Here is a 23,688-nt window from a genome sequence, read left to right on the forward strand (position 1 = left end):
CGGCAACGGGTGACAAGCCGGGCAACGGCAGCGTAGGATCAACCATGGCGGGTGGGCGCTCCGGATATGGCGAGGATTGGCTTCAGCACCCAAATCCTATGCCTGATCAACGGTTTGCGCTACACCCGCCAACCCTGGGGCATAATCCCGGCCAGCACCCTGATGATGCGGGGCAAGGGAGGTTTCCGGCCTCGTGACCAAGCCCTGCAGCCGCGAGGCGCCACAGCCCCATCGATCCAGCGGCCGGCTCGGTTTCAATCCCGGATATTTCGATGAAGCTGGAAATATATTTTGACCCAGCTCTAAAGGTACGATATTTCTGGTTTTGTCGAATTATGGTCTTGCGAGTGCGCCTGTCCGCGCAATCCCCATTCAATTGCCTGGAGGTCCGGAGATGACGTCCCCTCCCATCATCGTGATCGGCGCCGGCCCGGTGGGCTTAGCCGCCGCCGCCCACCTTCTCGACCGCGGCCTTGAGCCGCTGGTGCTGGAAGCAGCCTCCGACATCGCCGCCCATATGCGCGAGTGGTCGCACGTGCGGCTGTTCTCCCCGTGGCGTTACAACATCGACAAGGCCGCCCGGGCATTGCTGGAGGCCAGCGGCTGGCGGGAACCGCCACTGGATGAACTGCCGACCGGCGGCGAATTGGTCGACCGCTATCTGCGTCCGCTGGCGGCGCTGCCGGCGATCTCCACGCGCCTGCGCCTGAAGCATCGTGTGACAGCGGTCAGCCGGCTGGGCTTCGACAAGGTCAAGACCACTGGTCGGGAGGCCGCACCGTTCGTCCTGCGGGTCACGACCCCGGACGGCGAGATCGAGCTTCAGGCAAGTGCCGTTCTCGATGCCTCCGGCACCTGGAGCACGCCGAATCCCTTGGGGGCGAACGGCCTGCCGGCGCTCGGCGAGGTCGCCCATGCCGACCGCATCGCCTACGGCATTCCCGACGTGTCGGAAGCCGAGCGCCCGCGCTATGCCGGCAAGCGGGTGCTCGTCGTCGGCTCCGGTCATTCGGCCGCCAACGCGCTGCTCGATCTCGCCACACTGGCCCGGCAGGCACCAGGCACCAGCATCGTTTGGGCCGTGCGTGGTACCGATCTGCGCCGGGCGTTCGGCGGCGGCGACGCCGACGCGCTGCAGGCACGCGGCGCATTGGGTACGGCCCTGCGCCATCTGCAGGAAAGTGGTGCTATCGAGCTCATCCTTGGCTTCCGCGTCGCTTCGGTCGCGGCCGACGGCGGTCGCCTGACCGTCCTCGATCAGTCGGGTCGCCGCATCAAGGGGGTGGATGAGATCATCGGCGCCACCGGTCAGCGACCGGATCTCACTCCGTTGCGCGAACTGCGCCTGCGCCTTGATCCCTGGCTGGAATGCGCCGAAGCCCTTGGGCCGCTGATCGACCCCAATCTGCACAGCTGCGGCACGGTCAGGCCGCATGGGGTGCGGGAACTGACCCACCCAGAGGCGGGCTTTTTCACTGTTGGCGTCAAGAGCTATGGCCGGGCTCCGACCTTCCTGATGGCAACCGGCTACGAGCAGGTCCGCTCTATCGCCGCATTTCTCGCCGGCGACACGGAGGCAGCCTTCGACGTCCAACTCGATCTGCCGGAAACCGGGGTCTGCAGCACCGACCTGCAAGCACCGGCCGGCAACGCCGGAGGCGGCGGCGGCTGTGGTGGACTGGCTCCAACGCCGAGCGATGCCTGCTGCAGTGCCGACGCGGTGGCCAAGGACGCCGGCCAGGCTGGGTGTGGCTGTGGGGACGCGACCACCGCCGACCCGGTTCCAGCCATCGTGCGTGCCTCCGATCGCTGCTGCGGATCGCCGGCGTCGTGAGCCGCCAGGCTCTGCGGGAAGGAGCGCCGGAACCGGCGCTCCCTTCCTCCAAAGCGTTCATCTCCGGCCTTGGAGTGGGGCAGATCGTCTCGTGGGGGTCGCTGATCTACAGCTTCCCGCTGCTGGCCGAACCCATGGCAACCGACCTCGGCTGGAGCCGGACACAAGTCTACCTTCTGGCGTCGCTGGCGCTCGGATGCGCGGGCCTGACCGCCGTGCCGGTCGGTGCCGCCATTGACCGGGGCCATGGTCGGGTCGTGATGGCGGCCGGCTCGCTTCTGGCCGCCGTCCTGCTCTGGCTGTGGTCGACAACGCCCGGTGACTGGTCGCTGATTCCCGTCTTCGCCGCCCTCGGGCTGGTCCAGTCGATGACGCTGTATGAACCGGCCTTCGCGGTCGTCGCGCGACGCTACGGCGCCGATGCCCGGCGCGGAATCACCGCGCTCACCTTGTGGGGCGGCTTCGCCAGCACCGTGTTCATTCCGCTGACCCAACTGCTGCTCGACCGCTTCGGCTGGCGCGGTACGCTGGAAGTGCTGGCCCTGATGAACCTCGCCTTGTGCGTTCCCCTGCATCTGTCGGTCATCGACCGTCGGCGCAGCCAAGCGTCCGGAGCATCGCCGTCAATGGATGACCGCACCGTCGTCCGCTGGGCGGTGCGCCAGACGGCGTTCTGGGGCCTCGGTGTCGCCTTCACCGTCTATTACGCCATCTTCTCCGGCATGAGCTTCCACCTCTACCCGCTGCTGATCGAGCGTGGCCTGCCAACGGCCGCCGTCGTGTCGGCGATGGCCCTGATCGGCCCGGCGCAGGTCGCCGGCCGCATCGCCATTGCCGCCGTCGCCCGAACCGCCTCCATTCGCGAGATCGGTACCGCCACCGCCGCAGCGTTGCCTGTGGCCTTCACCCTGCTGCTCCTGGCCGGGCACAGCACGCCGCTGCTGATCGGCTTCGCCCTGCTCTACGGAGCTGCCAACGGGGTGATGACCATCATTCGGGGAGCGGCGGTGCCGGAAATGCTCACCCGATCCGCCTATGGGGCGATCAACGGGATCCTGACCGTGCCGACGGCGCTGGTGCGGGCCTTCGCGCCTGCATTGGCGGCCATGCTGTGGCAGTGGGACGGATCCTACAGTCCCGTGATCGTTGCCGTGATTGCGGCATCCCTCGTGGTGCTGGTCAGCTTCACCGTGGCCGCACGGTCTCAGGTGTCTGACGCTCAGCAGCAAATCTGAGCATCGAGGGCTGCCTCCTGTTCCGGTACAGCCGGCCGTGTGCAGCACTGCTCGGTGAGGAAACGGACCAACCCGTCCATCTGCGGGTAGAGCGGACGGCAATGCAGGATGCGGCCCTCCCGCACCTGCTCGATCAACCCCACGCTCACCAGTTGCTTGAGGTGGTGGGACAGGGTGGAGGCTGGCACAGCCAGCTCTTCGCCGATGGCGCCAACGGTCATCCCGCCGTCGCCGGCTTGCACCAGACGTTGGTAGATCGCCAAGCGGGTCGGGTGGCCAAGCTCGGCGAAGCAGCGGGCGGCAGTGGTCACATCCATCGGCATCGTCACTCGCAACAGCGCATCGGCAGGAGCGACCGGCAGCGCCCCTCCTCACCGGAAAATGGGCCGATCGGATCACCAGTTCCAGAACTATCGAAGCATTTGGCGTCTTGTCGCATCGCCAAGTCGCGGCAGCCGCGCCCATCCGTGCCGGCCAACCGCGGCGAGGGTCACGATGGTGGTCGGGAACGAGGAGGGATGGGCGCGTTCACGGGTCTGCGGTTGGAGGGGGGCCGGCGGCCTCATCCGGTGCGGACATGAGCGAGGAATTCGCTGACAGCGTCCTGCAACTGCGCCGCCTGGTGGGAGAGACCTTCCGAAGCCGAAAGCACCTGGCTGGTGGCGGCCCCCGTCTGCGTGGCCTACCGCACCACGGTGCCGATGCTGCGTCCAACCGCGGTGACCCGGGTCGCTGCACCGGCCATGTGCCGTGCGATCTCCGCCATAGTCGCCGTCTGATCCTGGATAGTTGCGGGGATGGTGATGATGACCGCGTCGATGGTGCGCACGAGGTGGCGATGCTGCGCATGTTCTCCCCGTGGCGCTACGACATCGACAAGGCTGCCCGGGCGTTGCTGGAGGGCAGCGGCTGGCGGAAACCGCCGCTGGATGACCTGCCGACCGGCGGCGAACTGGTCGACCGGTATCTGTGTCCGCTGGCAGCGCTGCCGGCAATCGGCCATGCGCCGGGTGCCCAGGGGATGAGCTTCAAGAGCACGGAGTATCCGCAGGGTTGTCCGGGCCGGTGGAAATGGGCGCAGGCCTCCGCCTTCTCCCATTCCCCCATCTGGACGGGTTGCTGCGTGAAACGGCAGTCACCCGGGTTGCCGCCAGCGATAGGCATTGTGCGATTTCGGCCGCGGTCGCGGCCTGCACGCAGAGGGTCACCCTCTCTTCACCTTGGCGATGAACTGGTCGACCTCCGTCCGCAGCCGATCGGACTGGGCCGTCAATCCCGATGCTGCTCCCAGCACGTTGGAGGCATGCGTCCCGACTTCGCGCGTCGCCACCGTAACGCCCCCGATGTGGGAAGTGACCTTCTGGGTTCCCGTGGCGGCATGCTGGATGTTGCGCGATATGTCCGCGGTCGCCCCTCCCTGCTGTTCGACGGCGGCAGCGACGTCGGAGGAAATCTCGCTGATGTGAGCGATTGTCTGCCCGATCGCCCGGATCGCGCCGATTGCCTCCTGGCTGGCCTTCTGCACCGAAGCGATCTGCTCACCGATATCCGCCGTCGCCCGGGCCGTCTGGCTGGCCAGCGACTTGACCTCGCCGGCAACCACAGCGAAGCCTTTGCCCGCCTCCCCGGCGCGGGCCGCCTCGATGGTGGCGTTAAGGGCCAGAAGATTGGTCTGGCCCGCGATGTCGGAGATCATCTTGACCACCGCGTCGATGCGACTGGCGGCAGCACCCAGGCTGGCGACGATCTCGTTGGTCTGTTCAGCCTGAATCACCGCGCGATCGGCAATTCGGGCAGCATGGCCAACGCGCTCGCCGATCACGCGGATGGACGCCGACAATTCCTCGGCCGCGGCAGCGACCGCCGAGACGTTCCCGGCGGCCAGATCGGAAGCGTCGGCAACGGACGTCGCCTGCTGCGTCGCGTCTTCCGCCACTTGGGAAAAGGACTCTGCGGTCGACCTCAGTTGGGTGACCGCCGAGGATACGTTCTCGACGACGCCGGCGACGCTGAGTTCGAACGCCAGAGCCAGGTCCGACATCATGCGGGTCCGTTCCGCGTCGGCGTAGGCTTCCTGTTCCTCGCGCTCGGCCTTCAGTCGCCCTGTCTCGATCAGGTTGTCGCGGAAGATCCGAAGCGCGGCGGCGATTTCTCCCAGCTCCCTGGCCCGGAACTCCGGCACAGGCGTGTCCAGCTTCCCATTGGCCAAAAAGGCCGTGGTGCTGGTGAGCGTTGCAAGCGGGCGGAGGATCCCGCGCAGGACGAAGAGCGTGACCGCGGCACAGCCGAGGGCACCGATCGCGGCGGCGGTCATCATCACACCTGCCAGACCGGTGGTGATCTCGTCATTGCTTTCCACCGTTTCGGACAGCGTCTGCCTGTCCTGGGTCGCCAGAAGTTTGACCCCCTCCGCCATGCGGTCGAGATGTTCGAACAGCCCGTCGACCCGCGCGCTGATTTCAAGCATCAGATCCTGGGGAACAACACCCTTGCGTTGGCTGACGTCCTCGATCCCCTTCAAGGACCGGGCCAGCAGGCTTTCGAAAGAATCCTTTGCGACCTTGATACGTTGTTCGACGTCGTCAATTCCCCCCAGAGTCGTCATGCCCCGCTCGGTGGCTATTTTCGCCAATCCCGCATGTGCAGCGAGATAGTCGGTGGCGATCTTCTTGACATCGATCTTTGCATTGTTGATCTCATCGGACGCGGACGTCGCGACTTTGTTTTGCAGCGCCAGGGACAGAACCTGCATGTCCTTGATCGTGCGCAGGAGTTCAAGGTCGTTGGTCAAGGCTGCCATGGAATGACCGGTGGCGGCGCCCATGTCGTGACTGCGTTCCGCGGTGATCCAGCTCAAGCCCCCCTGCAGCAGCACCAGAGCGATCATGAGGGTTGCAAACAGAAGGAATCGGCTGCGTAGCGAGTTCGGCAGGAAGTGCTTGGGTATGACCAAAGGCAACTGGACTTTGAAGGGGCCCCTCGAAGGCCGCTCGTCACCGCCAATCGAACTGGCATTTGTCTCGGCGACGTTGAGGGACGTCTCCTGGCTCATAGCCGATTTTCCTTTTGAGGAGTTCCACGGTGCTTGGCGCGAAAGGGGCTGGAAAGACACAAAACCTGAGGCAGCCGCTGGATAGAGCCGATTTAATTCGATCCTGCGACCGTTATCGAAATGTACCGTCGCAACGTGACGGTTGTTTGACGCCACGATGATAATCGTCGGTACGTGGCCACGCTCGGCGGGCTGCCCTCCGGCATCCAGCTGTCCGATCACCAGCAGCGTCGCTGTCTCTTGGTCGGTTCGCCGCTTGGTCAGTCGAACCGGGCGTTCCGGCCGGGCGGACAGGTAGCGTTCGAGGACCGCGAGCAGGTGGACGCCGGAGTCGAGGAAGATCGGGGGCAGACCGAACCGGAGCGGTCCGGCATCCGACGAAGCCCAAGGCGCCGGCCGGCGGCGATGATGCCGGAGGCACAAAGACCTCCCAGGAACGACCGGCGGGCCCAGCTGGTGCGCTCACCCCCCCCAGGCGTCGTCCGGCGAGACATGCGAACCTCCTCCTATCGAGGATGTGCCCAGTCCGGACCGGCTCCGCTGGCGGCTTCCCTCCAGCCGGGAACCGGGTTGACATGCTTCCAGTATAGTCGACGTACCGAACGGTCAGCTTTCCGGATGAGTGATGGGGTTGGCAACAGCGCGAACGGCGCAGTAACCATTGCTTCCTCGGGTTTCCGGGAGGGAATGGCGTGGGGACGCATGCCGCTTGCTTCACATTTATATTTCGACTAGGGTAGAAACATGGAAAATAAGACTGCCATCGACGCCTTCGCCGCCCTCGCCCAGGAAACCCGCCTTGCCGTGTTCCGCCTGCTGATCACGGTAGGGCCGAACGGGCTGACGGCCGGCGAGGTCGCCCAGCAGGTGGGGGTTCCCGCCTCCACCCTGTCCCATCATCTGGCGACGCTGGAACGCGCCGGCCTGCTCCGCTCCTGGCGGGTGCAGCGGCAGATCTTTTACGCCTCCGACTATGAGGGCACCCGCCGGCTGATCGCCTTCCTGATGGAGGACTGCTGCCAGGGCCGCCCCGAACTCTGCTCCGCCGACCTGACTCAGGCCGTTCTGTGTGGTCCCGACGGTTGCGACCACGACGCCTGAGACCCGACCCCAACCGCCGCGCCTCTCCGCGGCCAGGAAAGGCAATCCCGCGATGACCGACCGCGTCTACAACGTCCTGTTCCTGTGCACCCACAACAGCGCCCGCAGCGTCATGGCGGAATGCCTGCTGAACCGGGATGGCAAGGGCCGCTTCCGCGGCTTCAGCGCCGGCAGCCAGCCGTCCGGGCGCATCAACCCCCATGTCCATGACCTGCTGGAGCGGCTCGGATTTCCGACCGCCGAGCTGCGCTCCAAGACCTGGGACGAGTTCGCCGCCCCCGGCGCTCCGCACATGGATTTCGTCTTCACCGTCTGCGACAACGCCGCCGGCGAGGTCTGCCCGGTGTGGCCGGGACAGCCGATGACGGCGCACTGGGGCTTCCCCGACCCGTCCAGTGCCCAGGGCAGCGACGCGGAGAAGGCCGCCTTCACCGCCACGGTGTTCGGCCAAATCCAGCGCCGTATCCAGGCCTTCGTCAGCCTGCCAATCGCCTCGCTTGACCGTCTGGCGCTGAAGCGCAAGCTCGACGATATGGGGAAAGCGTCCGCCACTCCGGAGGCGGCGCGATGACGTCGGTCACCATCTATCACAACCCGGATTGCGGCACCTCGCGCAACACGCTGGCGCTGATCCGCAACAGCGGCGTCGAGCCGACGGTGATCGAGTATCTGAAGACGCCGCCGACGCGCGACGAGCTGGCCGGCCTGATCCGCCGCATGGGCGTGCCGGTGCGCGCCGTGCTGCGCGAGAAGGGCACGCCCTTTGCCGAACTCGGGCTCGGCGACCCGTCGTTGAGCAACGACCGGCTGCTCGACGCCATGATGGCGCACCCGATCCTGATCAACCGGCCGATCGTGGTGACGCCGCTCGGCGTGCGGCTGTGCCGCCCGTCCGAAGCGGTTCTCGACATCCTCCCCGATGCCCAGCGCGGCGCCTTCGCCAAGGAAGATGGCGAGCAGGTCGTTGACGCCGCCGGACAGCGCATCGGCAAAGCCTCCTGACGGACACGCATCATGACCGCTGACATCCACGCCGCTCCGGCGGCCCGCCCCGCCATGGGGCTTTTCGAGCGCTATCTCAGCGTCTGGGTCGCCCTGTGCATCGTCGCCGGCATCGCGCTCGGCCATCTGGTGCCCGGCGTCTTCCAGGCCATCGCCGCGGCGGAGGTCGCCAAGGTCAACCTGCCGGTGGCGGTGCTGATCTGGCTGATGATCGTGCCGATGCTGCTGAAGATCGACCTCGGCGCGCTGGGGCAGGTCAAGGAGCACTGGCGCGGCGTCGGGGTGACGCTGTTCATCAACTGGGCGGTCAAGCCCTTCTCGATGGCGCTGCTGGGCACGCTGTTCATCGGCAACCTGTTCGCCCCGCTGCTGCCGCAGGACCAGATTTCCTCCTACATCGCCGGGCTGATCCTGCTGGCCGCCGCCCCCTGCACCGCCATGGTCTTCGTCTGGTCGAACCTGTGCGAGGGCGAGCCGCACTACACGCTGAGCCAGGTGGCGCTGAACGACATCATCATGGTCTTCGCCTTCGCGCCGCTGGTCGGGCTGCTGCTGGGCGTCGCGTCGATCACCGTGCCGTGGGACACGCTGCTGCTGTCGGTGCTGCTCTACATCGTCATCCCCGTGGTCGCCGCCCAGCTCTGGCGCCGCAGCCTGCTGGCGACTGGCGGCGAGGCCGCTCTGAAGCGTACCCTGGACCTCATCCAGCCGGTCTCGCTGGTGGCGCTGCTGACCACTCTGGTGCTGCTGTTCGGCTTCCAGGGCGAGCAGATCCTGGCGCAGCCGCTGGTCATCCTGCTGCTGGCGGTGCCGATCCTGATCCAGGTCTATTTCAACGCCGGGCTGGCCTACTGGCTGTCGCGGCGCTTCGGGGTGGCGTGGTGCGTTGCGGCGCCGGCGGCGTTGATCGGCGCCTCCAACTTCTTCGAGCTGGCGGTCGCCGCCGCCATCAGCCTGTTCGGCCTCGGGTCGGGTGCCGCGCTTGCCACCGTGGTCGGCGTGCTGGTCGAGGTGCCGGTGATGCTGTCGGTGGTGAAGATCGTCAAGGCGACCAAGCCCTGGTACGAGGGACGCACCCATGCATGACATCGAGACGACCGGACGCGACTCCTTGCCAAGCCTGGACGAGCCTTATTTCGATGTGCCCGAGCTCGACAGGCTGACACCGGAGCGGCCGTCGGCCCACCCGCCGCGCATCCTGCTGCTCTACGGCTCGCTGCGCGAGCGGTCCTACAGCCGCTTCCTGGCCGAGGAAGCCGCCCGTCTGCTCCAGCGCATGGGTGCCGAGACGCGCATCTTCGACCCGCGCGACCTGCCGCTGCCGGACAGCGTGCCGGCCGACCATCCCAAGGTGGCGGAGCTGCGCGCCCTGTCGCAATGGTCGGAAGGTCAGGTGTGGGTCAGCCCGGAACGCCACGGCACCATCACCGGCATCCTGAAATGCCAGATCGACTGGCTGCCGCTGGAAAGCGGCGGCGTCCGGCCGACACAGGGGCGGACGCTGGCGGTGATGCAGGTCTCTGGCGGCTCGCAATCCTTCAACGCGGTCAACGCGATGCGGGTGCTGGGCCGCTGGATGCGGATGGTGACCATCCCGAACCAGTCGTCGGTGGCCAAGGCGTTCCAGGAGTTCGACGAGGCCGGGCGGATGAAGCCGTCGCCCTATTACGACCGCGTGGTGGACGTGATGGAGGAGCTAGTCAAGTTCACCCTGCTGGTGCGCGACCGCAGCGACTACCTGACCGACCGCTACAGCGAGCGCCGCGAGGCCGGGCAAAAGGCAGAAACCGAGGCGCAGGCCCTTGCGGCGGCCGCGATGAGCGGCGAGAAGAAGGCGTAGCGGTTCGATTTCGCCGTCGTTGGCTTGTTCCTATGGCGCGCCCTAGATCTCCTCCTCGACCATGTCGATCGCGCCACAGGGGCATTCGGTGGCGCACAGGCCACAGCCCTTGCAAAAGTCGTAGTTGAAACGGAATCGGTTGCCGGAGCCGAGCTTCACCACGGCATTGTCGGGACACACACCGAAGCAGTTGTCGCATTCGAAGCAGTTGCCGCAGCTGAGGCATCGACGGGCCTCGAACAGTGCGTTGCTTTCATCCAGGCCGCCCGTGACTTCGTCAAAGGTGGTGCGGCGGCGCAGGTCGTTGAGCACCGGCTGCACGGTGCGTGGCGCGTCCGTGTAGTACCAGGTGTTCAGCCGCTCGAAGGTCGCCAGGGTGTGCTTGGGCGCGGGTTCGTACCGGGTGCCGCGCAGATAGGCGTCGATGTGGCGGGCGGCGTTCTTGCCGTGGCCGATGGCCACCGTTACCGTGCGCTCGGCTGGGACCATGTCGCCACCGCAGAACAGGCCGGGATGGCCGGTCTGGAAATCGGGGCCGACGGCAATGGTGTGGTCCTTATTGACGGCCACCCCAGGGACGTTCGTGATGACCGATGTGTCGACGGCCTGCCCCAGGGCGAGGATCAGCGTATCGCCCTCAATGGCTTCGAACTCACCGGTCGGTTGGGGCCAGCCATCAGGGCCGAGGACCATCTTCTCCACCGTCAGCGTGCCCTCGTCCATGGTCTTGATGGTGGAGAGCCAACGCATGACGACACCTTCCTCCAGCGCCTCCTCGACCTCGAAGGCGTGGGCGGGCATCATCTCGCGCGTGCGGCGGTAGACGATCAGCGCCTCTTCGGCACCGAGGCGCTTGGCGGTGCGGGCCACGTCGATCGCGGTGTTGCCGCCGCCGTAGACCACCACACGGCGGCCCAGCTTCGGCGGCTCATCGGCCGTCTCCATCGAGCGCAGGACGGACACGGCGTCCAGGATGCGCCCGGCTGAAACAACGGGGATGTCCACCCGCTTGGCCAAGTGCGCGCCGATGGCGGCGAAGCAGGCGTCGTAGCCGCCGTCCGCCATTGCTTTGGGGATGTTCTCGATCTTGGTGTCGAGGGTCAGCGTCACGCCCATGTCGAGGATGCGCTGCACCTCGGCGTCCAGCACCTCGCGCGGGAGGCGGTATTTGGGGATGCCGAAGCGCATCATGCCACCGGGCTTGGGACCGGCATCCACCAAGTCCACGCTGTGGCCCAGGCGCGTGAGGTGATAGGCGGCGGACAGGCCCGACGGGCCCGCGCCGATCACCAGCACCCTCTTGCCGGACCGGGCCGCCGTAACCGGCACCCGCCACTCCTCACGAATGGCCAGGTCGCCGAGGAAACGTTCGACCGCGTGGATGCTGACTGGCTGGTCGAGCCGGGCGCGGTTGCAGGCGTTCTCGCAAGTGTGATAGCAGGCGCGCCCCATGATGGCGGGCAGCGGGTTCTCCTCGACCAGCTTCTCCCACGCGGCGCGATAATCGCCGCCTTCGGCGTGGAAGAGCCAGCCCTGGATGTTTTCACCGGCCGGGCACTGGTTGTTGCAGGGTGGCAGGTGGTCGCCATAGACCGGCTTCAGCGTGCGCCAGGACCCGGTGTGGTTGGCGAGCGATGAGCCGACATCGAGTGTGATGGCGAAGGGAGGTTTCTTCATCACACGGCCTCCTCGTCACGGAGCAAATCGTAACGACGCATGTTGGCGTTGGCCATGGCTTGAAGCCGGGCGATCGCCTCGCCACCGTTCGGGTTGTCGGGGTTGAAAAGATGGGCGAACCGCTTTTGCGGCTTCAGGTAGTCCGTCACCGGCACCTTGCGCCGGATGGGACGCGAGGCGGTGACCTCGCCGTGCTCCGCCTCGAACAGCGGGAACAGCCCGCATTCCACAGCTAGCCGCGCCAGCTTGACGGTGTCATGGCTCGCCGAGCCCCAACCGAGCGGGCACGGGACCATGATGTGGATGTAGCGCGCTCCATGGATGCCCATGGCCTTGGTCACTTTGGCCTCGAGGTCGTGGAGATCGGCGACCGAGGCGGTGGCGACATAGGGGATGTTGTGCGCCATGGCGATCCGCGGCACGTTCTTGCCGGTGCCAAAGACGTTGCCCGGCGCCTCGCCCACCGCTGGCGTGGTGGCGGTGCGCGCCGCCGGGGGCGTGGCGGAGGAGCGCTGCACGCCCGTGTTCATGTAACCTTCGTTGTCGTAGCAGATGTACAGCACGTCATCGTTGCGCTCGAACATGCCGGACAGGCAGCCGAAGCCGATGTCGGTGGTGCCGCCGTCGCCGCCTTGGGCCACCACACGGACGTTGGGCTTGCCTTTGACGCGCATCGCCGCGGCCACCCCGGCGGCCACCGCGGCGGCGTTGCCGAACAGCGAGTGGAGCCACGGAACCTGCCAGGAGGTTTCCGGGTAGGGCGTGGTGAACACCTCCAGGCAACCAGTCGCGTTGACACAGACAAGGTTGCCCTGAGTGGCGCGCATCGCCGCGTCGATGGCGTAGCGCGCGCCCAGCGCCTCGCCGCAGCCCTGGCAGGCGCGGTGTCCGCTGGTCAGCGCGTTGGAGCGGTCGATCGAAGACTGGACGGTGCGTCTGGCCTCGTCCAACAGGCGGTTACCAACCGTCAGTGTGCCGGTCTGGTAGAACTTGACGGTCTGGGTCATCGTGTCCTCCCTTACAGCAAACCGCCGGAGGTGACCCGGCGCAGCACGTTCTCGGCGATGGGACCAGCGCGGCGCGTCTCGGCGGCGCGGGCCAGTTCGGCCTCGATCACGTCATGCTTGAGGTCGAGGAAGTGCACGTCGGCGTGCGGTTCACCTTCCACCGTGTGGATGAAGCGGGTGAGCGACGCCTGGGTGATGGGCCGCCCGCCCAGACCGGCAATGAGCGTGTAGACGTGCGTGCCGTGCCCGCGGAGCGCCATGCGGACGTGCGAGGCGAGAATGCCGCCCATGCCCACCGCCAGGGCCTTCTCCAGCACCACGACGCGGTGGGTATCATACAGGGCCGCGCGCACCTCCTCCAGGGGGAAGGGGCGGAAGGCGCAGATCGAGAGCGCGCCCACCTTGTGGCCATCGGCGCGCATCGCGTCCACCATGTCCTTGATCGTGCCGATCACCGAACCTAGGGCGACGACGATCGTCTCGGCGGCCTCGGTGCGGTAGGGGCGCACCAGCCCGCCGGACTCGCGCCCGAAGACCGCCTTGAACTCAGCCGCCAGAGCAGGGATCCGGTCCAGGGCCCGCATCTGCTTGTGGTGGGCGAGGTAGCGCACCTCCATGAAGGCGTCCGGCCCGACCATGGCACCGATGGAGATGGGGGCGGCGGGGTCGATCGCCTGCACCGGCTCGAACGGCGGCAGGAAGGCGTCCACCTGCTCCTGACTGGGAAGGTCGACGCGCTCGACCGCGTGGGTCAGGATGAAGCCGTCGACGTTGACCATCACCGGGCAGCCCAACTCCTCAGCCAGCTTGAACGCCTGGACGTGCAGGTCCACGGCCTCCTGGTTGGTCTCGGCGAAGAGCATGATCCAACCGGCGTCGCGCACCGCCATGGCGTCGGAATGGTCGTTCCAGATGTTGATCGGTGCACCGATCGCCCGGTTGCCGAGTGTCATCACGATCGGCAGGCCGAGGCCGGAGGCGTTGTAGACCGCCTCCATCATGAACAGCAGGCCCTGGCTGGAGGTGGCGGTGTAGGCGCGCGCCCCCGCCGCGGAGGCGCCAATGGCAACCGACAGCGCCGCGAACTCGGACTCGACATTGATGAACTCGCAACCGGTCAGATGCCCATCGCGGACCATCTCGCTCAGCCCTTCGACGATGTGGGTCTGTGGCGTGATGGGGTAGGCGCAAATGACCTCGGGGCGGCAAAGCCCGATAGCCTCGGCCATCGCCCGGCTGCCTTCGATTTGCTTCAGCATGGCAAGTCCCCTCCCGGATCAGGCGAGGCAGTGTTCGTAGGCGGCGACGGCCGCCTTGGCGTTCGCTTCTCCAACGGCGCCGGGGAAGGTCTCGCGGATGGCGGCCAGCACGGACTCGATGCGGATCTGGCCAGTGATGGCGGCGAAGCCGCCCAGCAGGGCAGCGTTGGGCAAAGGGCGGCCGACGTGCTGGCGGGCCAACTCGGTCGCCGGAACACAGTGCGTGTGTCCGGGCGGGAAGCGCTTCATGAAATCGGCGATGTGCAACTCCTCGAAGGTGCGTGAGGAGTTTATCAGCACGTAGCCCGTCTCCGGCAGTCCCTGAAAGATGTCCACGGTATGGAAGAGCGTCGGGTCCAGCACGATCAGCCCGTCGGGCACGGAGACCGGCTCACGAGTGCGGATTTCCGTGTCGGCGATCCGGCAGAAGGAAACAACGGGAGCGCCCGTCCGCTCAGACCCGAAGCTGGGAAAAGCCTGGGCGTGGCGCGCTTCCTTGAACGCGGCGACCGAGAGCATTTCGGCGGCGGTCACCGCACCCTGTCCGCCACGACCGTGTATGCGCACCTGGAACATGTGACGAGACCTCCCCAGGTTGGGCGATTCTTATTCTGCTTTATGAAAGTATAGGGAAGATCAGAGACGCCATCCTTGATCCAGAGCAAGAATCCATCTCTGAACACGGTGATCACTCTGTTTCTCAAATGACCACAAAAGCAGGCAAATTGTTGTATGACGAGGCACAAGAACCTAGGCGACAATCACTGCGCCGCGACCATGGCAAATCAATCCGCCGATTGGTCTCTCGGCCGCATCGACGATGTGGCAATGGGGCAGCCGTCGCCAACAGCCGCACGGCCGCTGCCCCATCCGGAGTACCCGGTCCCGGTCAGGCGCCGCCAATGGCCTCAACGATGAAACCGGTCCCACCGCAATTGGTGCACGGCCTGCTGTCGATCTGGCCGGTCCCGTGACACTTCGGGCAAACGTCCTCGCCAGTCCCCGGTGTCCCCTCCGGTGCAGCGTCGCCCGGATTCATCAGCTTGCTTTCGGGATCCAAGCTGTGGAGTGGAGTTGATGGCTTTTCGTTGGTCATAGCGTTCCTTCTTGGGTCATCCCACCATCATTGCTGACGATCAGCCCGTGCTCTCCAGGGTCAACGCGATGCCCTGTCCGCCACCGATGCACAGGGTCACGACACCCCGCCGGAGCCCATCGCGGCGCATCGAGTGCAGCAGGCGGGTTGTCAGCACGGCGCCGGACGCGCCGATCGGATGTCCGTGCGCGATGGCGCCGCCTTCGACGTTCACGACATCCTCGGGAAGACCGAGGTCACGCAACACGGCCAGGGTGATGGCGGCGAACGCCTCGTTGATCTCAATGCGCTCGATATCGCCGAGCGTCCACTCGGCGCGCTCGAGTGCCTGGCGCACGGCCGGAACCGGGCCAAGGCCGAACATGCCGGGCTCGACCGCACCGATACCATAGGAGACCAGCCGGGCCATCGGTTGCAACCCGTGAGTCTCAGCCCAGACTGCGTCGGCGACGATCATCGCCGCGGCACCACTGTTCAGGCCCGGTGCGCTGCCCGCGGTGATCGTTCCATCCGGACGGAAGGCGGGCTTCAGCTTGGCCAATGATTCCAAGGTGGTTTCCGGGCGGTTATGCTCGTCCTTGTTGAACACGGTTGCCCCCTTGCGGCCGGGGGTCTCGACGGGCACGATCTCAGCGTCGAACAGGCCCGCGGCCTGCGCCTTGGCGAAACGCTGTTGCGACCGCTCCGCCCACCGGTCCTGGTCGGCGCGACTGATCTCCATCTTCTTCACGAGATCCTCGGTGTGCCAGCCGGAGTGCTGGCCGGAGAAGGCGTCGTTCAGCCCGTCGTAGAGCATGGAATCGACGAGCTTGGCGTCTCCCATCCGAAAGCCCCAGCGGCCGCCGAGCGCGAGGTATGGCGCCAGGTCCATGTTCTCCATGCCCCCGGCGATGGCGCTGTCGACAAACCCCAGCATGACGTCCTGGGCCGCCGAGGAGATGGCCTGGGCGCCGGAGCCGCACACGCGGTTGACGGTCATCGCGGGCACCTCGACGGGCAAGCCCCCTTGGATCGCCGCCTGCCGGGCCGGATTCATCCGGACCCCGGCCTGGATGACGTTTCCCATGACCACCGTGTCGATGTCGCTGCCCTTCAAGCCCGAGCGGGCCAGGACTGCCCTGATGGCGGCCGCGCCGAGCTCGGGCGCCGGTGTCGCCTTGAGAGTGCCGCCGAACGTGCCGATCGCCGTGCGGACGGCGTTGCAGATGACCACGTCTCGATGCGCCATGGTATTCCTCCTTCCCTGAGGGGATTCTGGGGCCGAACCGAGAGGGCTCGCTCCCTTCGTTTGTCGGACCTGGCGAAGGCGGGCCGCCGCGTGTCTAGCGCCACGCCTTGATCGTGTGGATGAGCATGAGCACGGTCTCCGGGTCGCTCGCCGCCATATATTCGGCGATGGCCTTCGGCATGCCGCACCCGGATCGTCCGGCTCCACTTACCACCTCGTCGGCCGGGCTAACCGTCCACACGAAGCCTTGACCATCATCGTCAACTTGGGCGACCGAACAGTCCCGGGTGACGCGCCATGCGCTTGGCCAAGCCGCCTTCGCCGCTCTGGCCTTAGCTTCAAGAATTTCCAGGTCGATATGCATGGCTGCCTCCCTTGATGACAGCATCGGCAGCTCGCCCCAGATGTCGGTACTGTCCTAGACGGTGCTCGGCGATACGGTGTGACACCTTGAGACAGATCAAGTTATCTCGGAATTGCCGCAGTACTTACTTTCGGTTTCGTCAGGTTGGCTAGAAACTAACGACGGTGGCCCCCTCGAGTGCAAATCGCACGAAGGCATCGCGGGCGTCCTCATCACGCAGACCTCGGGCCTTCAGCGCGTCCGCAGCATCCTGGGCACCCACCGTGCTGAGGCAGGCGCCAACGGGAATTCCGTCACACGTCAGCACTTCGATCCGGTCATTGAACGCGGTGAATGCAGGGTTGAGGAGAGCCTGCCGCGCTGGTCCGGAGACGTACACTTCGAGATCGACGCCCCGTTCCGCTTTGACTTGGCGGACCCGTTCGGCGAGATCCCCTGCGAAGGCAAGAGATGTCGGGTCGTCGTGAAAGATGTGGATCACGAGCTTCGTCATCGTATCCTCCTTGGCGCCCCCATTCACCGCCGTTCCCGAAGGAAAGCGGCTTGAACGCCAGTGTTGTGACCGGGCTCAAGTGCAGCGGAGGACGCCGGTCAATTCCAGCGCCGCAGACACCGTGTTGGAGATCGTGCCATATCTACGGACGTTCTCGTGAATGAACTCTAGGCGCCGATCCGGTTCGTCGGTATCCAGGACGAGTTCGTACTCGACCTTCACCATGTTCGACCGTTTGTCCTGCCGAACGCCGTGCAACAGTGACCCGGAACTGTTCCGCCGGATTGACGGCGTCGGGGCGCCCCGAGCGTTTAGTATTCAGGATGATCTCGGCTTCCTTGGCATGGGCGACACTGCTATGGGCATCTCGTCGCTGGGTTCGAACCGAATGCTTGAGGATTACGCCGCCAACCATTTCTCGACCGCCTCCGGCTTGGGGATGCCGCCCGCATGGACGAGCTTCTCGTCGACGACCACGCCCGGCGTGCTCATCACGCCGTAGCCCATGATCGCGGCGATGTCGGTGACCTTCTCCACCTGGACCGCGACCCCCAATGCGGCGGCCTTCTCTTCGATCAGCTTGGCAGTGGTCACGCAGTTCTTGCAGCCGGAACCAAGCACCTTGACGGTCTTCATGATGTCCTCCTTTTTCGGGGATCACGCAAAAAGGGTGTTGAGCAGATAGCCCACCAGGATGAACGCGATGGTCAGGAAGCCGCCGAAGAAGGCCAGCATCGGGACCTTGAGCACCTTGCGGAGCATGATGAACTCGGGCGGGGAGATGGCGACTACGCTCATCATGAAGGCGATCACCGTGCCGATGGGAACTGCCTTGGCGAGCAGGGCCTCGGCCACCGGAATGACCCCGGTGGCGTTCGAGTAGAGCGGCAGCCCCATCAGCACCGCCACAGGGACGGCGAACGGGTTGTCTGCCGAGGCGTATTCCGCAAACAGTTCCTGAGGGACGTAGCCATGCAGGGCGGCGCCGAGGCCGATGCCGACGATCACGTAGAGCCAGATGCGCCCGACGATGTCGGTCACCTCGCCCCACGCATATCGGATGCGGCTGCCGAGAGAGGTGTCGGTCTCGATCCGCGCGACGGCGCCCATGCGGATCTTCCAGACGTATTCCTCGACATAGCGTTCCATGCGCAGTCGGTCGATCAACACCCCGCCGATGATGCCAATACCCATCCCGGAGGCGACATAGACTGCCGTCAGCTTCCAGCCCATGATGGAGGCGAGGATGACGACCGCCACCTCGTTCACCAGGGGCGAGGTGATGAGGAAGGCCATGGTGACGCCGACCGGAATGCCGCCCTCCAGGAAGCCGATGAACAGCGGCACCGACGAGCAGGAGCAGAAGGGCGTCACGGCACCGAGCACGACGGCCAGCACGTAACCGACGCCACGCGATTTGCCTTCGATGTAGCCGCGGACCTTCTCCGGCGATAGCAGCGTGCGGAACAGCCCCATCACGAAGACGATGAGGACCAAAAGCACGAAGATCTTCGAGGTGTCTTCAATGAAGAAATGGACCGCGTCGGCCAGTTTGGTGCCCGGCGTCAGACTGAAAAGCCGGTAGGTTGCCCAGTCGGCGAGCAGGGTAAAAACCTCGAACATGTCAGCCTCCTGGGCGCCCTCAGGCAGCCCGGTAGCGGGAGGGACGCCCCGTCATGCCGAGCAGGCGGGCCAAATCGGCCTGATGCACGGCGTCGTCGGTCAGAGCATCCGTTGCCGCGGTGACGACGGTGCGCGCCCATGGCGACAGGTCATCAGCGATGGCGTAGAGCATCCACTGCGCGTCGCGACGCACCCGGACCAGTCCGGCCTCCCGCAGGGCTGCCAAATGCTTCGATGCCTTGGGCTGCGCGATGTCCAGGGCATGGGTGACCTCGCAGACGCAAAGCTCACCTTCCCGGGCCATCAGCACCAACGCACGCAGGCGCGTCGGATCGGATAGGGCGGAGAAGACGGTGCATGCGTGTTCCATAGACATAAACATAAGCGTTGTTTCATATTCTGGACACAGCATATTCCGATTCAGGCATGCGACAGCTCGACGCAGGGGGCGATACAGCCGCGGGCGCCATGTTGGGAACAGGGCGCTTATTAGATCGGTGGTCGACCTTATCCGGCCGCCGTGCTCCGAATGATGCAATGAGGACGGGTGGACCAATGCAGACGAGCACAATGTCGGTACCGACAGGCGACGTGGACGTGGTGGTGGTCGGCGGCGGCCAAGCGGGCTTGGCCGTCGGCTACCACCTGCGGCGCTCCGGCCTGTCCTTCATCATCCTCGATGCGGAGGAAGCTCCCGGTGGTGCGTGGCGGCATGCGTGGCAGTCCCTGCGGCTGTTTTCACCCGCGGCGTGGTCCTCACTGCCGGGCTGGCAGCTGGCGGGGAATGACCAGGACTACCCCAGCCGGGACGACATCCTTGACTATTTGGCCCGCTATGAGGACCGGTACGAGCTGCCGGTCCGCCGGCCGGTGATGGTGCGGGCGGTCGAGCGGACCGATGGCGACCGGCTGCGGGTCGTGAGCGATCAGGGTGTCTGGATGGCCCGCATGGTCGTCAGCACCACCGGAACCTGGCGGCACCCCATCATCCCAAGCTATCCCGGCCAGGAGCTGTTCCGCGGCACTCAGTTACATTCGAGCACCTACAGCGAGCCCGCAGCCTTCGCCGGGCAGTGCGTGCTGGTGGTCGGCGGTGGGAATTCCGGCGCACAGATCCTGGCGGAGCTGTCCAAGGTTGCCGGCACCATCTGGGTGACCGAACGCCCGCCGGCCTTCCTGCCGGACGAGGTCGATGGCCGTGAGCTGTTCCGCCGGGCGACGGAGCGGGTCAAGGCGCTGCAGGAGGGGCGCGGGGAAGCCGTACCCGCCGGCGGCTTCGGAGACATCGTGATGGTGCCGCCGGTGGTCGAGGCGCGGGGCCGGGGCGTGCTTCACGCCGTCGGCCGCTTCAGCCGGTTCTTCGACGGCGGCGTGGAGTGGGCGGACGGCACGCGCAGCACGGTCGATGCCGTGATCTGGTGCACCGGCTTCCGTCCGGCCCTCGACCATGTCGCCGGTCTCGGGATCATCGAAGAGAACGGCACGGTGGCGCTGGAGGGAACCCGCTCCTTGCGGGAGCCTCGGCTCTGGTTCGTCGGCTATGGGGGGTGGACCGGCCCGGCGTCGGCAACCCTGATCGGTGTCGGACGATCGGCGCGAGACACCGCACGGAGCCTGATCGATGGTCTGGCCGCCTCCGCGCACTGACCGTCTGGCAGTCCGGACGGGGATCTGTCTGGTCGTCCCAGGTGATGCCCCGGGCAAAGGAGCGAGGGGGCACGTCCCCCCTCGCAAAGCGAGCCGAAGTGGTCCTAAAGAGCCTGCGGATATTCGATGTTCTTGAAGCTCATCCCGTCGGCGCTCGACACATGCCCGATCCGGCGGATGTTGGCCCACACATTCTTGTAATCGGGAATCATCAACTCGTTGGTGGCCTTGCTGATCACGTTGCCGACCTGGCCGGTCGGCGCGATGAAGAGCATGAAGGCTTGCCCGGGCTTTGCCGCGGGCGTCGGATAGACCATCGCCTGGGTCGAGCCGACGTCGTTGTAGACCTCCACGAGATCGCCGGCCTGCAGTCCCAGCGTCGTCATGTCGCCCGGGTTCATCTCGATGGGAGCGACCGGCATGCGCTCGCGCACGAAGGGCGTGTGCTGGTCATAGAAGGCGTTCTGCCAGACAAGGTTGTTGCGCCCGTTGTTGATCAGGAAGGCATACTTCTCCCGCTGCTGCTCGCGGCCGGCAACCTGGAGGCCGCGCCACTCGGTCTTCATGAACTTGGCCCGCCCATCGGCCGTCTTGAACTTGCCGTCGGTGTAGAGCCGCTTGGTGCCGATCAGCCGGCCATTCTCAAAGCCGACCACCGGCTCATGGACGCCGTTCGTGCCCATGTTCCGCAACCGGTCATAGGTCACGAACGTCCCGCCTTCGGCATGCTCGTGGTAGCCGTCCATGAAGGCGTCCTCCTCGGTCTTCCAGTCGAACTTGCCCTTGAACTGATCGGCATAGGCGCCGTTGCCGGCTTTTCGGAAGGAGGCCTCGATGGCATTGGCCATCCGGGCCGCAATCAGTGCATCGGGCATCGCGACGCCCGGCGGGTCCATATAGCGCTCGGTCAGCCGCAGCCGCCGCTCGCCGTTCATCGAGGTCAGGTTCATCTCGCCGGCCGTTGCCGCCGGTAGCCACACATGGGCGGCCTCGCCGATCTGGGTCGGCAGGATGTCGACCACCACGCTGAACAGGCCGCCGCGCTTGATGGCGGCGACGATCTGCTCCAGCTGGGCCTGGCGGTCGCCGTAGGGCACGCTGTCCATCGCCTCCTTCACCAGATTGGTCCGGCGCCGGTAGATGCGGCGGAACTCCTCGGCGTTGAGCGTCGACTTGAAATGGTCGGTCGCCCAGACATGGTGAACACCGCCCTGGCCGGAGATCAGCAGCTGGTCGACATAGGCCGCCGGACGGCCGACATGGGCGTCGGAGGGCCGTACATAGCCCTCCTGATGGCCGCCGAGCCGCACGCAGCCGGTGCCCTCCCGCCCGACGTTCCAGGTGGCGAGGGCGAGGTTCACCATGGCGCCGTTGGTGCGATAGTTGTCGTTGCCCCAGATCAGGCCCTTTTCATAGGCATGCATGGTGCGGCGCTGCGTGCCGCCCGCCTTCGGCTCGGCGATCCACTGCGCCGCTTTGCGAATGTCGGCGGGCGCCAGCCCGGTGACGGCCGCGGCGTCTTCGACCGAGATGCGGTTGGCGGCAACGGCATCCTCGAAGCCGGCCGTGTGCTGGGCAATGAAGTCCTTGGCATGCCAGCCCTTGTTGACCACCTCGGTCAGCAGCGCGTTCAGCAGCACCAGGTCGGTGCCGGGAGCGATGGCGAGGTGCAGGACGTTCTCCTTGCCGGCCACCGCCTCGCAAGCGTTCACCGACACGGTGCGACGTGGATCGACGATGATGATCCTGGCCGGGGCATGAGCCTCGGAAGCCAGCATCTGCCGCTTCTTGTCGAGGGTCTCGCCGCGCAGGTTCGGCACCCAATGGGCGAGGAAGTAGTTGGTCTGGTTCTCTAGCGGGTTGGCGCCGACCACGAAGATGGTGTCCGCCAGTTCGGCGTCTTCATAGCTGTTGTTGAGCTCTCCAACCCCCATGTCGCGGCTGGCATGGACCTCGGAGTTGTAGGCTGGGCGATTGTGGATGCGGATGTTCTTCACCTTCATCGCATCGAAATAGAGCTTCCCGGTCCCCCAGGTGTTCTCGTAGCCGCCGGCCGCTCCACCATGGTCGAAGGCGGAGACGATGACACCGTCCTCCCCCATCTCCTCGATCACCCGCCGGGTCACATCGGCCACCAGGGACAGGGAGTCGTCCCAGGAGCTCGGCATCATCTGCGAGTAGCGCCAGACCATCGGCTGGGTGAGCCGGGCCGTCATGGTTCCGGTCTGCTCGGAGTAGCGCGTCACCCCCATCCGTCCGCCGCGGACGGAATTGAGGCCCGCATTGACCTCGCACGCCTTGTCCGGCTTGACGATGAGGTGGACCAGACGGCCGTCCTGCTGGACGACATTGTACATGGATGGGTTGTACCAGGCAGGGCTTTCCGCCCCTTGCTGCTGGCTCAGATCCTCGCCGAAGACATTGTCCCCGGCTTCCGCCCCGCCTTGGCGGTCGATGGGCCAGGAAATCGCCTTGTAGCCGCAGCCGACGATGCAGAAGTCGCAGGTGACGTTCTGAACCTTGGCGTCCTTGGGTGGGATCGGCAGCTGGTCGATACCGGTCTTGTACGTCATGGCGTCCTCCCTCACCCGCGCCGCAGCGACACGGTGTTCTCGCTCAGCACGTTGCGGGTGCGGCCGTAGATCAGCTCGTCGGCGCCGACGGCCCGGATGTCGCCTGCCGTGTCGACGGTCAGACGGAACATCGCCAGGTTCTGGGTGGCGTGCCCCCACACCTGCTGCCCCTCCTTCTCGCAGTCGAAGCGCGAGAAGTGGCCGGGACAGCTCAAGGTCTTGTCGGTGGAGTCGTAGGCGAGCGGGAAGCCCTTGTGCGGACAGAGCGTCGAATAGGCGACGATGTCGCGGTCGGGTCCGGCCCCGCCATCGACCGAAGTTCCGAGCTTGATCAGAACACCGGGGGAGTCCGCGTCTGGATAGGCGATCTGCATCGGCTCGTTGGCCTTGAGGTCCCTGAGGTTGGCGAGGCGGCTGGCCGGGTAATCGACCCGGGCGGCGGGAACCGCGGCTCTGGCCGGAGCGGTGGAGACGACCGAGACAGCCGCGGCGCCGGCGGCCGCCACCGCGCCACCGCGCAGGAACTGGCGGCGCCCCAGCGCAGCAAGACGTGGGCATTCCTTCATCGGGGTCCTCCCTTGGCATTATCGTTGTCCGCTGCACAAAGCATCGGACGTGCCAGAGGGAAGAGAGCGGGGGCCAATCTAGGCTTATGCA

Annotated in this window: 24 protein-coding genes; 8 read left to right on the plus strand and 16 right to left on the minus strand. The window is 66.0% G+C overall.

Features of this window, described 5'->3' with window-relative positions:
* The first annotated feature begins 394 nt into the window (after window positions 1-394).
* Together VH569_RS27955 and VH569_RS27960 are read left to right on the plus strand one after the other, a co-directional pair.
* Window positions 395-1,834 carry an NAD(P)-binding domain-containing protein gene (locus tag VH569_RS27955; RefSeq protein ID WP_423319698.1) on the plus strand — a complete coding sequence of 480 codons (1,440 nt, stop codon included), beginning with the start codon at window positions 395-397 and terminating at the stop codon, window positions 1,832-1,834.
* Entirely contained in the window at window positions 1,831-3,069 is a 1,239-nt protein-coding gene (locus VH569_RS27960) for an MFS transporter (RefSeq protein WP_423319700.1), read from the plus strand. The genes VH569_RS27955 and VH569_RS27960 overlap by 4 nt, the downstream gene beginning before the upstream one ends.
* Here the strand turns inward: VH569_RS27960 and VH569_RS27965 are convergent.
* The 3 genes from VH569_RS27965 to VH569_RS27975 all read right to left on the minus strand — a co-directional run bounded on the left by VH569_RS27965 (window position 3,054) and on the right by VH569_RS27975 (window position 6,121).
* A complete protein-coding gene (locus tag VH569_RS27965; protein ID WP_423319702.1) occupies window positions 3,054-3,386 on the minus strand; it encodes an ArsR/SmtB family transcription factor in 333 nt (110 codons plus the stop codon). The genes VH569_RS27960 and VH569_RS27965 overlap by 16 nt on opposite strands.
* 365 nt (window positions 3,387-3,751) lie before the next feature.
* A complete protein-coding gene (locus VH569_RS27970; RefSeq protein WP_423319704.1) occupies window positions 3,752-4,072 on the minus strand; it encodes a hypothetical protein in 321 nt (106 codons plus the stop codon).
* 201 nt (window positions 4,073-4,273) lie between these two features.
* Entirely contained in the window at window positions 4,274-6,121 is a 1,848-nt protein-coding gene (locus VH569_RS27975) for a methyl-accepting chemotaxis protein (RefSeq protein WP_423319706.1), read from the minus strand.
* A gap of 744 nt (window positions 6,122-6,865) precedes the next feature.
* Between VH569_RS27975 and VH569_RS27980 the strand changes: the two genes are divergently transcribed.
* The 5 genes from VH569_RS27980 to arsH are packed head-to-tail and all read left to right on the plus strand — an operon-like array spanning window position 6,866 to window position 10,064.
* Window positions 6,866-7,222, plus strand: coding sequence for an ArsR/SmtB family transcription factor (locus tag VH569_RS27980; RefSeq protein ID WP_372395598.1), 357 nt, complete (start codon window positions 6,866-6,868; stop codon window positions 7,220-7,222).
* Between the two features lie 52 nt (window positions 7,223-7,274).
* On the plus strand, window positions 7,275-7,793 hold the full coding sequence (locus tag VH569_RS27985; protein ID WP_423319709.1) for an arsenate reductase ArsC: 519 nt from the start codon (window positions 7,275-7,277) through the stop codon (window positions 7,791-7,793).
* The gene (gene arsC, locus VH569_RS27990; RefSeq protein ID WP_423319710.1) at window positions 7,790-8,224 is read left to right on the plus strand and encodes an arsenate reductase (glutaredoxin); all 435 of its coding nucleotides are present in this window, start codon (window positions 7,790-7,792) and stop codon (window positions 8,222-8,224) included. Before VH569_RS27985 ends, arsC begins: the two co-directional genes overlap by 4 nt.
* Before the next feature lie 12 nt (window positions 8,225-8,236).
* Window positions 8,237-9,310 (plus strand): ACR3 family arsenite efflux transporter, encoded by a 1,074-nt coding sequence (gene arsB / locus VH569_RS27995; protein ID WP_423319711.1) that lies wholly within the window; start codon window positions 8,237-8,239, stop codon window positions 9,308-9,310.
* Window positions 9,303-10,064 (plus strand): arsenical resistance protein ArsH, encoded by a 762-nt coding sequence (arsH, locus tag VH569_RS28000; protein ID WP_423319713.1) that lies wholly within the window; start codon window positions 9,303-9,305, stop codon window positions 10,062-10,064. The genes arsB and arsH overlap by 8 nt, the downstream gene beginning before the upstream one ends.
* 42 nt (window positions 10,065-10,106) lie before the next feature.
* On the opposite strand, the gene VH569_RS28005 is transcribed toward arsH, so the two are convergent.
* The 11 genes from VH569_RS28005 to VH569_RS28055 all read right to left on the minus strand — a co-directional run bounded on the left by VH569_RS28005 (window position 10,107) and on the right by VH569_RS28055 (window position 19,181).
* Window positions 10,107-11,741 (minus strand): NAD(P)-binding protein, encoded by a 1,635-nt coding sequence (locus tag VH569_RS28005; RefSeq protein WP_423319714.1) that lies wholly within the window; start codon window positions 11,739-11,741, stop codon window positions 10,107-10,109.
* Window positions 11,741-12,748: a thiamine pyrophosphate-dependent enzyme gene (locus VH569_RS28010; protein ID WP_423319716.1), complete on the minus strand. Its 1,008-nt coding sequence runs from the start codon at window positions 12,746-12,748 to the stop codon at window positions 11,741-11,743. The genes VH569_RS28005 and VH569_RS28010 overlap by 1 nt, the downstream gene beginning before the upstream one ends.
* An 11-nt stretch (window positions 12,749-12,759) precedes the next feature.
* On the minus strand, window positions 12,760-14,007 hold the full coding sequence (porA, locus tag VH569_RS28015) for a pyruvate ferredoxin oxidoreductase (protein ID WP_423319718.1): 1,248 nt from the start codon (window positions 14,005-14,007) through the stop codon (window positions 12,760-12,762).
* A gap of 18 nt (window positions 14,008-14,025) precedes the next feature.
* On the minus strand, window positions 14,026-14,583 hold the full coding sequence (locus VH569_RS28020) for a 2-oxoacid:acceptor oxidoreductase family protein (RefSeq protein ID WP_423319720.1): 558 nt from the start codon (window positions 14,581-14,583) through the stop codon (window positions 14,026-14,028).
* 560 nt (window positions 14,584-15,143) lie between these two features.
* Complete coding sequence (locus VH569_RS28025; RefSeq protein WP_423319722.1) at window positions 15,144-16,331, minus strand: thiolase family protein; 1,188 nt, start codon at window positions 16,329-16,331, stop codon at window positions 15,144-15,146.
* A gap of 94 nt (window positions 16,332-16,425) precedes the next feature.
* Window positions 16,426-16,695: a hypothetical protein gene (locus VH569_RS28030; protein ID WP_423319724.1), complete on the minus strand. Its 270-nt coding sequence runs from the start codon at window positions 16,693-16,695 to the stop codon at window positions 16,426-16,428.
* A gap of 148 nt (window positions 16,696-16,843) precedes the next feature.
* Window positions 16,844-17,188: a hypothetical protein gene (locus VH569_RS28035; RefSeq protein ID WP_423319726.1), complete on the minus strand. Its 345-nt coding sequence runs from the start codon at window positions 17,186-17,188 to the stop codon at window positions 16,844-16,846.
* A 75-nt stretch (window positions 17,189-17,263) separates the two neighbouring features.
* On the minus strand, window positions 17,264-17,413 hold the full coding sequence (locus VH569_RS28040) for a hypothetical protein (RefSeq protein ID WP_423319728.1): 150 nt from the start codon (window positions 17,411-17,413) through the stop codon (window positions 17,264-17,266).
* 174 nt (window positions 17,414-17,587) lie between these two features.
* Window positions 17,588-17,824, minus strand: a complete 237-nt coding sequence (locus tag VH569_RS28045; protein ID WP_423319730.1) for a thioredoxin family protein — start codon at window positions 17,822-17,824, stop codon at window positions 17,588-17,590.
* Window positions 17,825-17,845: 21 nt separating this feature from the next.
* Window positions 17,846-18,811 carry a permease gene (locus tag VH569_RS28050; RefSeq protein WP_423319732.1) on the minus strand — a complete coding sequence of 322 codons (966 nt, stop codon included), beginning with the start codon at window positions 18,809-18,811 and terminating at the stop codon, window positions 17,846-17,848.
* Between the two features lie 19 nt (window positions 18,812-18,830).
* Complete coding sequence (locus VH569_RS28055) at window positions 18,831-19,181, minus strand: ArsR/SmtB family transcription factor (protein ID WP_423319734.1); 351 nt, start codon at window positions 19,179-19,181, stop codon at window positions 18,831-18,833.
* Window positions 19,182-19,366: 185 nt separating this feature from the next.
* Here VH569_RS28055 and VH569_RS28060 point away from each other — a divergent pair, with 185 nt between their 5' ends.
* Entirely contained in the window at window positions 19,367-20,458 is a 1,092-nt protein-coding gene (locus VH569_RS28060) for an ArsO family NAD(P)H-dependent flavin-containing monooxygenase (protein ID WP_423319736.1), read from the plus strand.
* Window positions 20,459-20,562: 104 nt separating this feature from the next.
* On the opposite strand, the gene VH569_RS28065 is transcribed toward VH569_RS28060, so the two are convergent.
* Window positions 20,563-23,031 (minus strand): arsenate reductase (azurin) large subunit, encoded by a 2,469-nt coding sequence (locus VH569_RS28065; RefSeq protein WP_423319738.1) that lies wholly within the window; start codon window positions 23,029-23,031, stop codon window positions 20,563-20,565.
* Window positions 23,032-23,042: 11 nt separating this feature from the next.
* Window positions 23,043-23,597 carry an arsenate reductase (azurin) small subunit gene (locus VH569_RS28070; protein WP_423319740.1) on the minus strand — a complete coding sequence of 185 codons (555 nt, stop codon included), beginning with the start codon at window positions 23,595-23,597 and terminating at the stop codon, window positions 23,043-23,045.
* Window positions 23,598-23,688 lie beyond the last annotated feature (91 nt).

This window comes from Azospirillum sp. 11R-A, from assembly GCF_049472615.1.
GTDB classification, from domain to species: domain Bacteria; phylum Pseudomonadota; class Alphaproteobacteria; order Azospirillales; family Azospirillaceae; genus Azospirillum; species Azospirillum palustre.

Coding starts and splice junctions, on each gene's coding strand:
- VH569_RS27955 (WP_423319698.1), top strand. CDS start 395: ATGACGTCCCCTCCCATCATCGTGATCGGCGCCGGCCCGGTGGGCTTA.
- VH569_RS27965 (WP_423319702.1), bottom strand. CDS start 3,386: ATGGATGTGACCACTGCCGCCCGCTGCTTCGCCGAGCTTGGCCACCCG.
- VH569_RS27970 (WP_423319704.1), bottom strand. CDS start 4,072: ATGGCCGATTGCCGGCAGCGCTGCCAGCGGACACAGATACCGGTCGAC.
- VH569_RS27975 (WP_423319706.1), bottom strand. CDS start 6,121: ATGAGCCAGGAGACGTCCCTCAACGTCGCCGAGACAAATGCCAGTTCG.
- VH569_RS27980 (WP_372395598.1), top strand. CDS start 6,866: ATGGAAAATAAGACTGCCATCGACGCCTTCGCCGCCCTCGCCCAGGAA.
- VH569_RS27985 (WP_423319709.1), top strand. CDS start 7,275: ATGACCGACCGCGTCTACAACGTCCTGTTCCTGTGCACCCACAACAGC.
- arsC (WP_423319710.1), top strand. CDS start 7,790: ATGACGTCGGTCACCATCTATCACAACCCGGATTGCGGCACCTCGCGC.
- arsB (WP_423319711.1), top strand. CDS start 8,237: ATGACCGCTGACATCCACGCCGCTCCGGCGGCCCGCCCCGCCATGGGG.
- arsH (WP_423319713.1), top strand. CDS start 9,303: ATGCATGACATCGAGACGACCGGACGCGACTCCTTGCCAAGCCTGGAC.
- VH569_RS28005 (WP_423319714.1), bottom strand. CDS start 11,741: ATGAAGAAACCTCCCTTCGCCATCACACTCGATGTCGGCTCATCGCTC.
- VH569_RS28010 (WP_423319716.1), bottom strand. CDS start 12,748: ATGACCCAGACCGTCAAGTTCTACCAGACCGGCACACTGACGGTTGGT.
- porA (WP_423319718.1), bottom strand. CDS start 14,007: ATGCTGAAGCAAATCGAAGGCAGCCGGGCGATGGCCGAGGCTATCGGG.
- VH569_RS28020 (WP_423319720.1), bottom strand. CDS start 14,583: ATGTTCCAGGTGCGCATACACGGTCGTGGCGGACAGGGTGCGGTGACC.
- VH569_RS28025 (WP_423319722.1), bottom strand. CDS start 16,331: ATGGCGCATCGAGACGTGGTCATCTGCAACGCCGTCCGCACGGCGATC.
- VH569_RS28030 (WP_423319724.1), bottom strand. CDS start 16,695: ATGCATATCGACCTGGAAATTCTTGAAGCTAAGGCCAGAGCGGCGAAG.
- VH569_RS28035 (WP_423319726.1), bottom strand. CDS start 17,188: ATGACGAAGCTCGTGATCCACATCTTTCACGACGACCCGACATCTCTT.
- VH569_RS28040 (WP_423319728.1), bottom strand. CDS start 17,413: ATGGTGAAGGTCGAGTACGAACTCGTCCTGGATACCGACGAACCGGAT.
- VH569_RS28045 (WP_423319730.1), bottom strand. CDS start 17,824: ATGAAGACCGTCAAGGTGCTTGGTTCCGGCTGCAAGAACTGCGTGACC.
- VH569_RS28050 (WP_423319732.1), bottom strand. CDS start 18,811: ATGTTCGAGGTTTTTACCCTGCTCGCCGACTGGGCAACCTACCGGCTT.
- VH569_RS28055 (WP_423319734.1), bottom strand. CDS start 19,181: ATGGAACACGCATGCACCGTCTTCTCCGCCCTATCCGATCCGACGCGC.
- VH569_RS28060 (WP_423319736.1), top strand. CDS start 19,367: ATGCAGACGAGCACAATGTCGGTACCGACAGGCGACGTGGACGTGGTG.
- VH569_RS28065 (WP_423319738.1), bottom strand. CDS start 23,031: ATGACGTACAAGACCGGTATCGACCAGCTGCCGATCCCACCCAAGGAC.
- VH569_RS28070 (WP_423319740.1), bottom strand. CDS start 23,597: ATGAAGGAATGCCCACGTCTTGCTGCGCTGGGGCGCCGCCAGTTCCTG.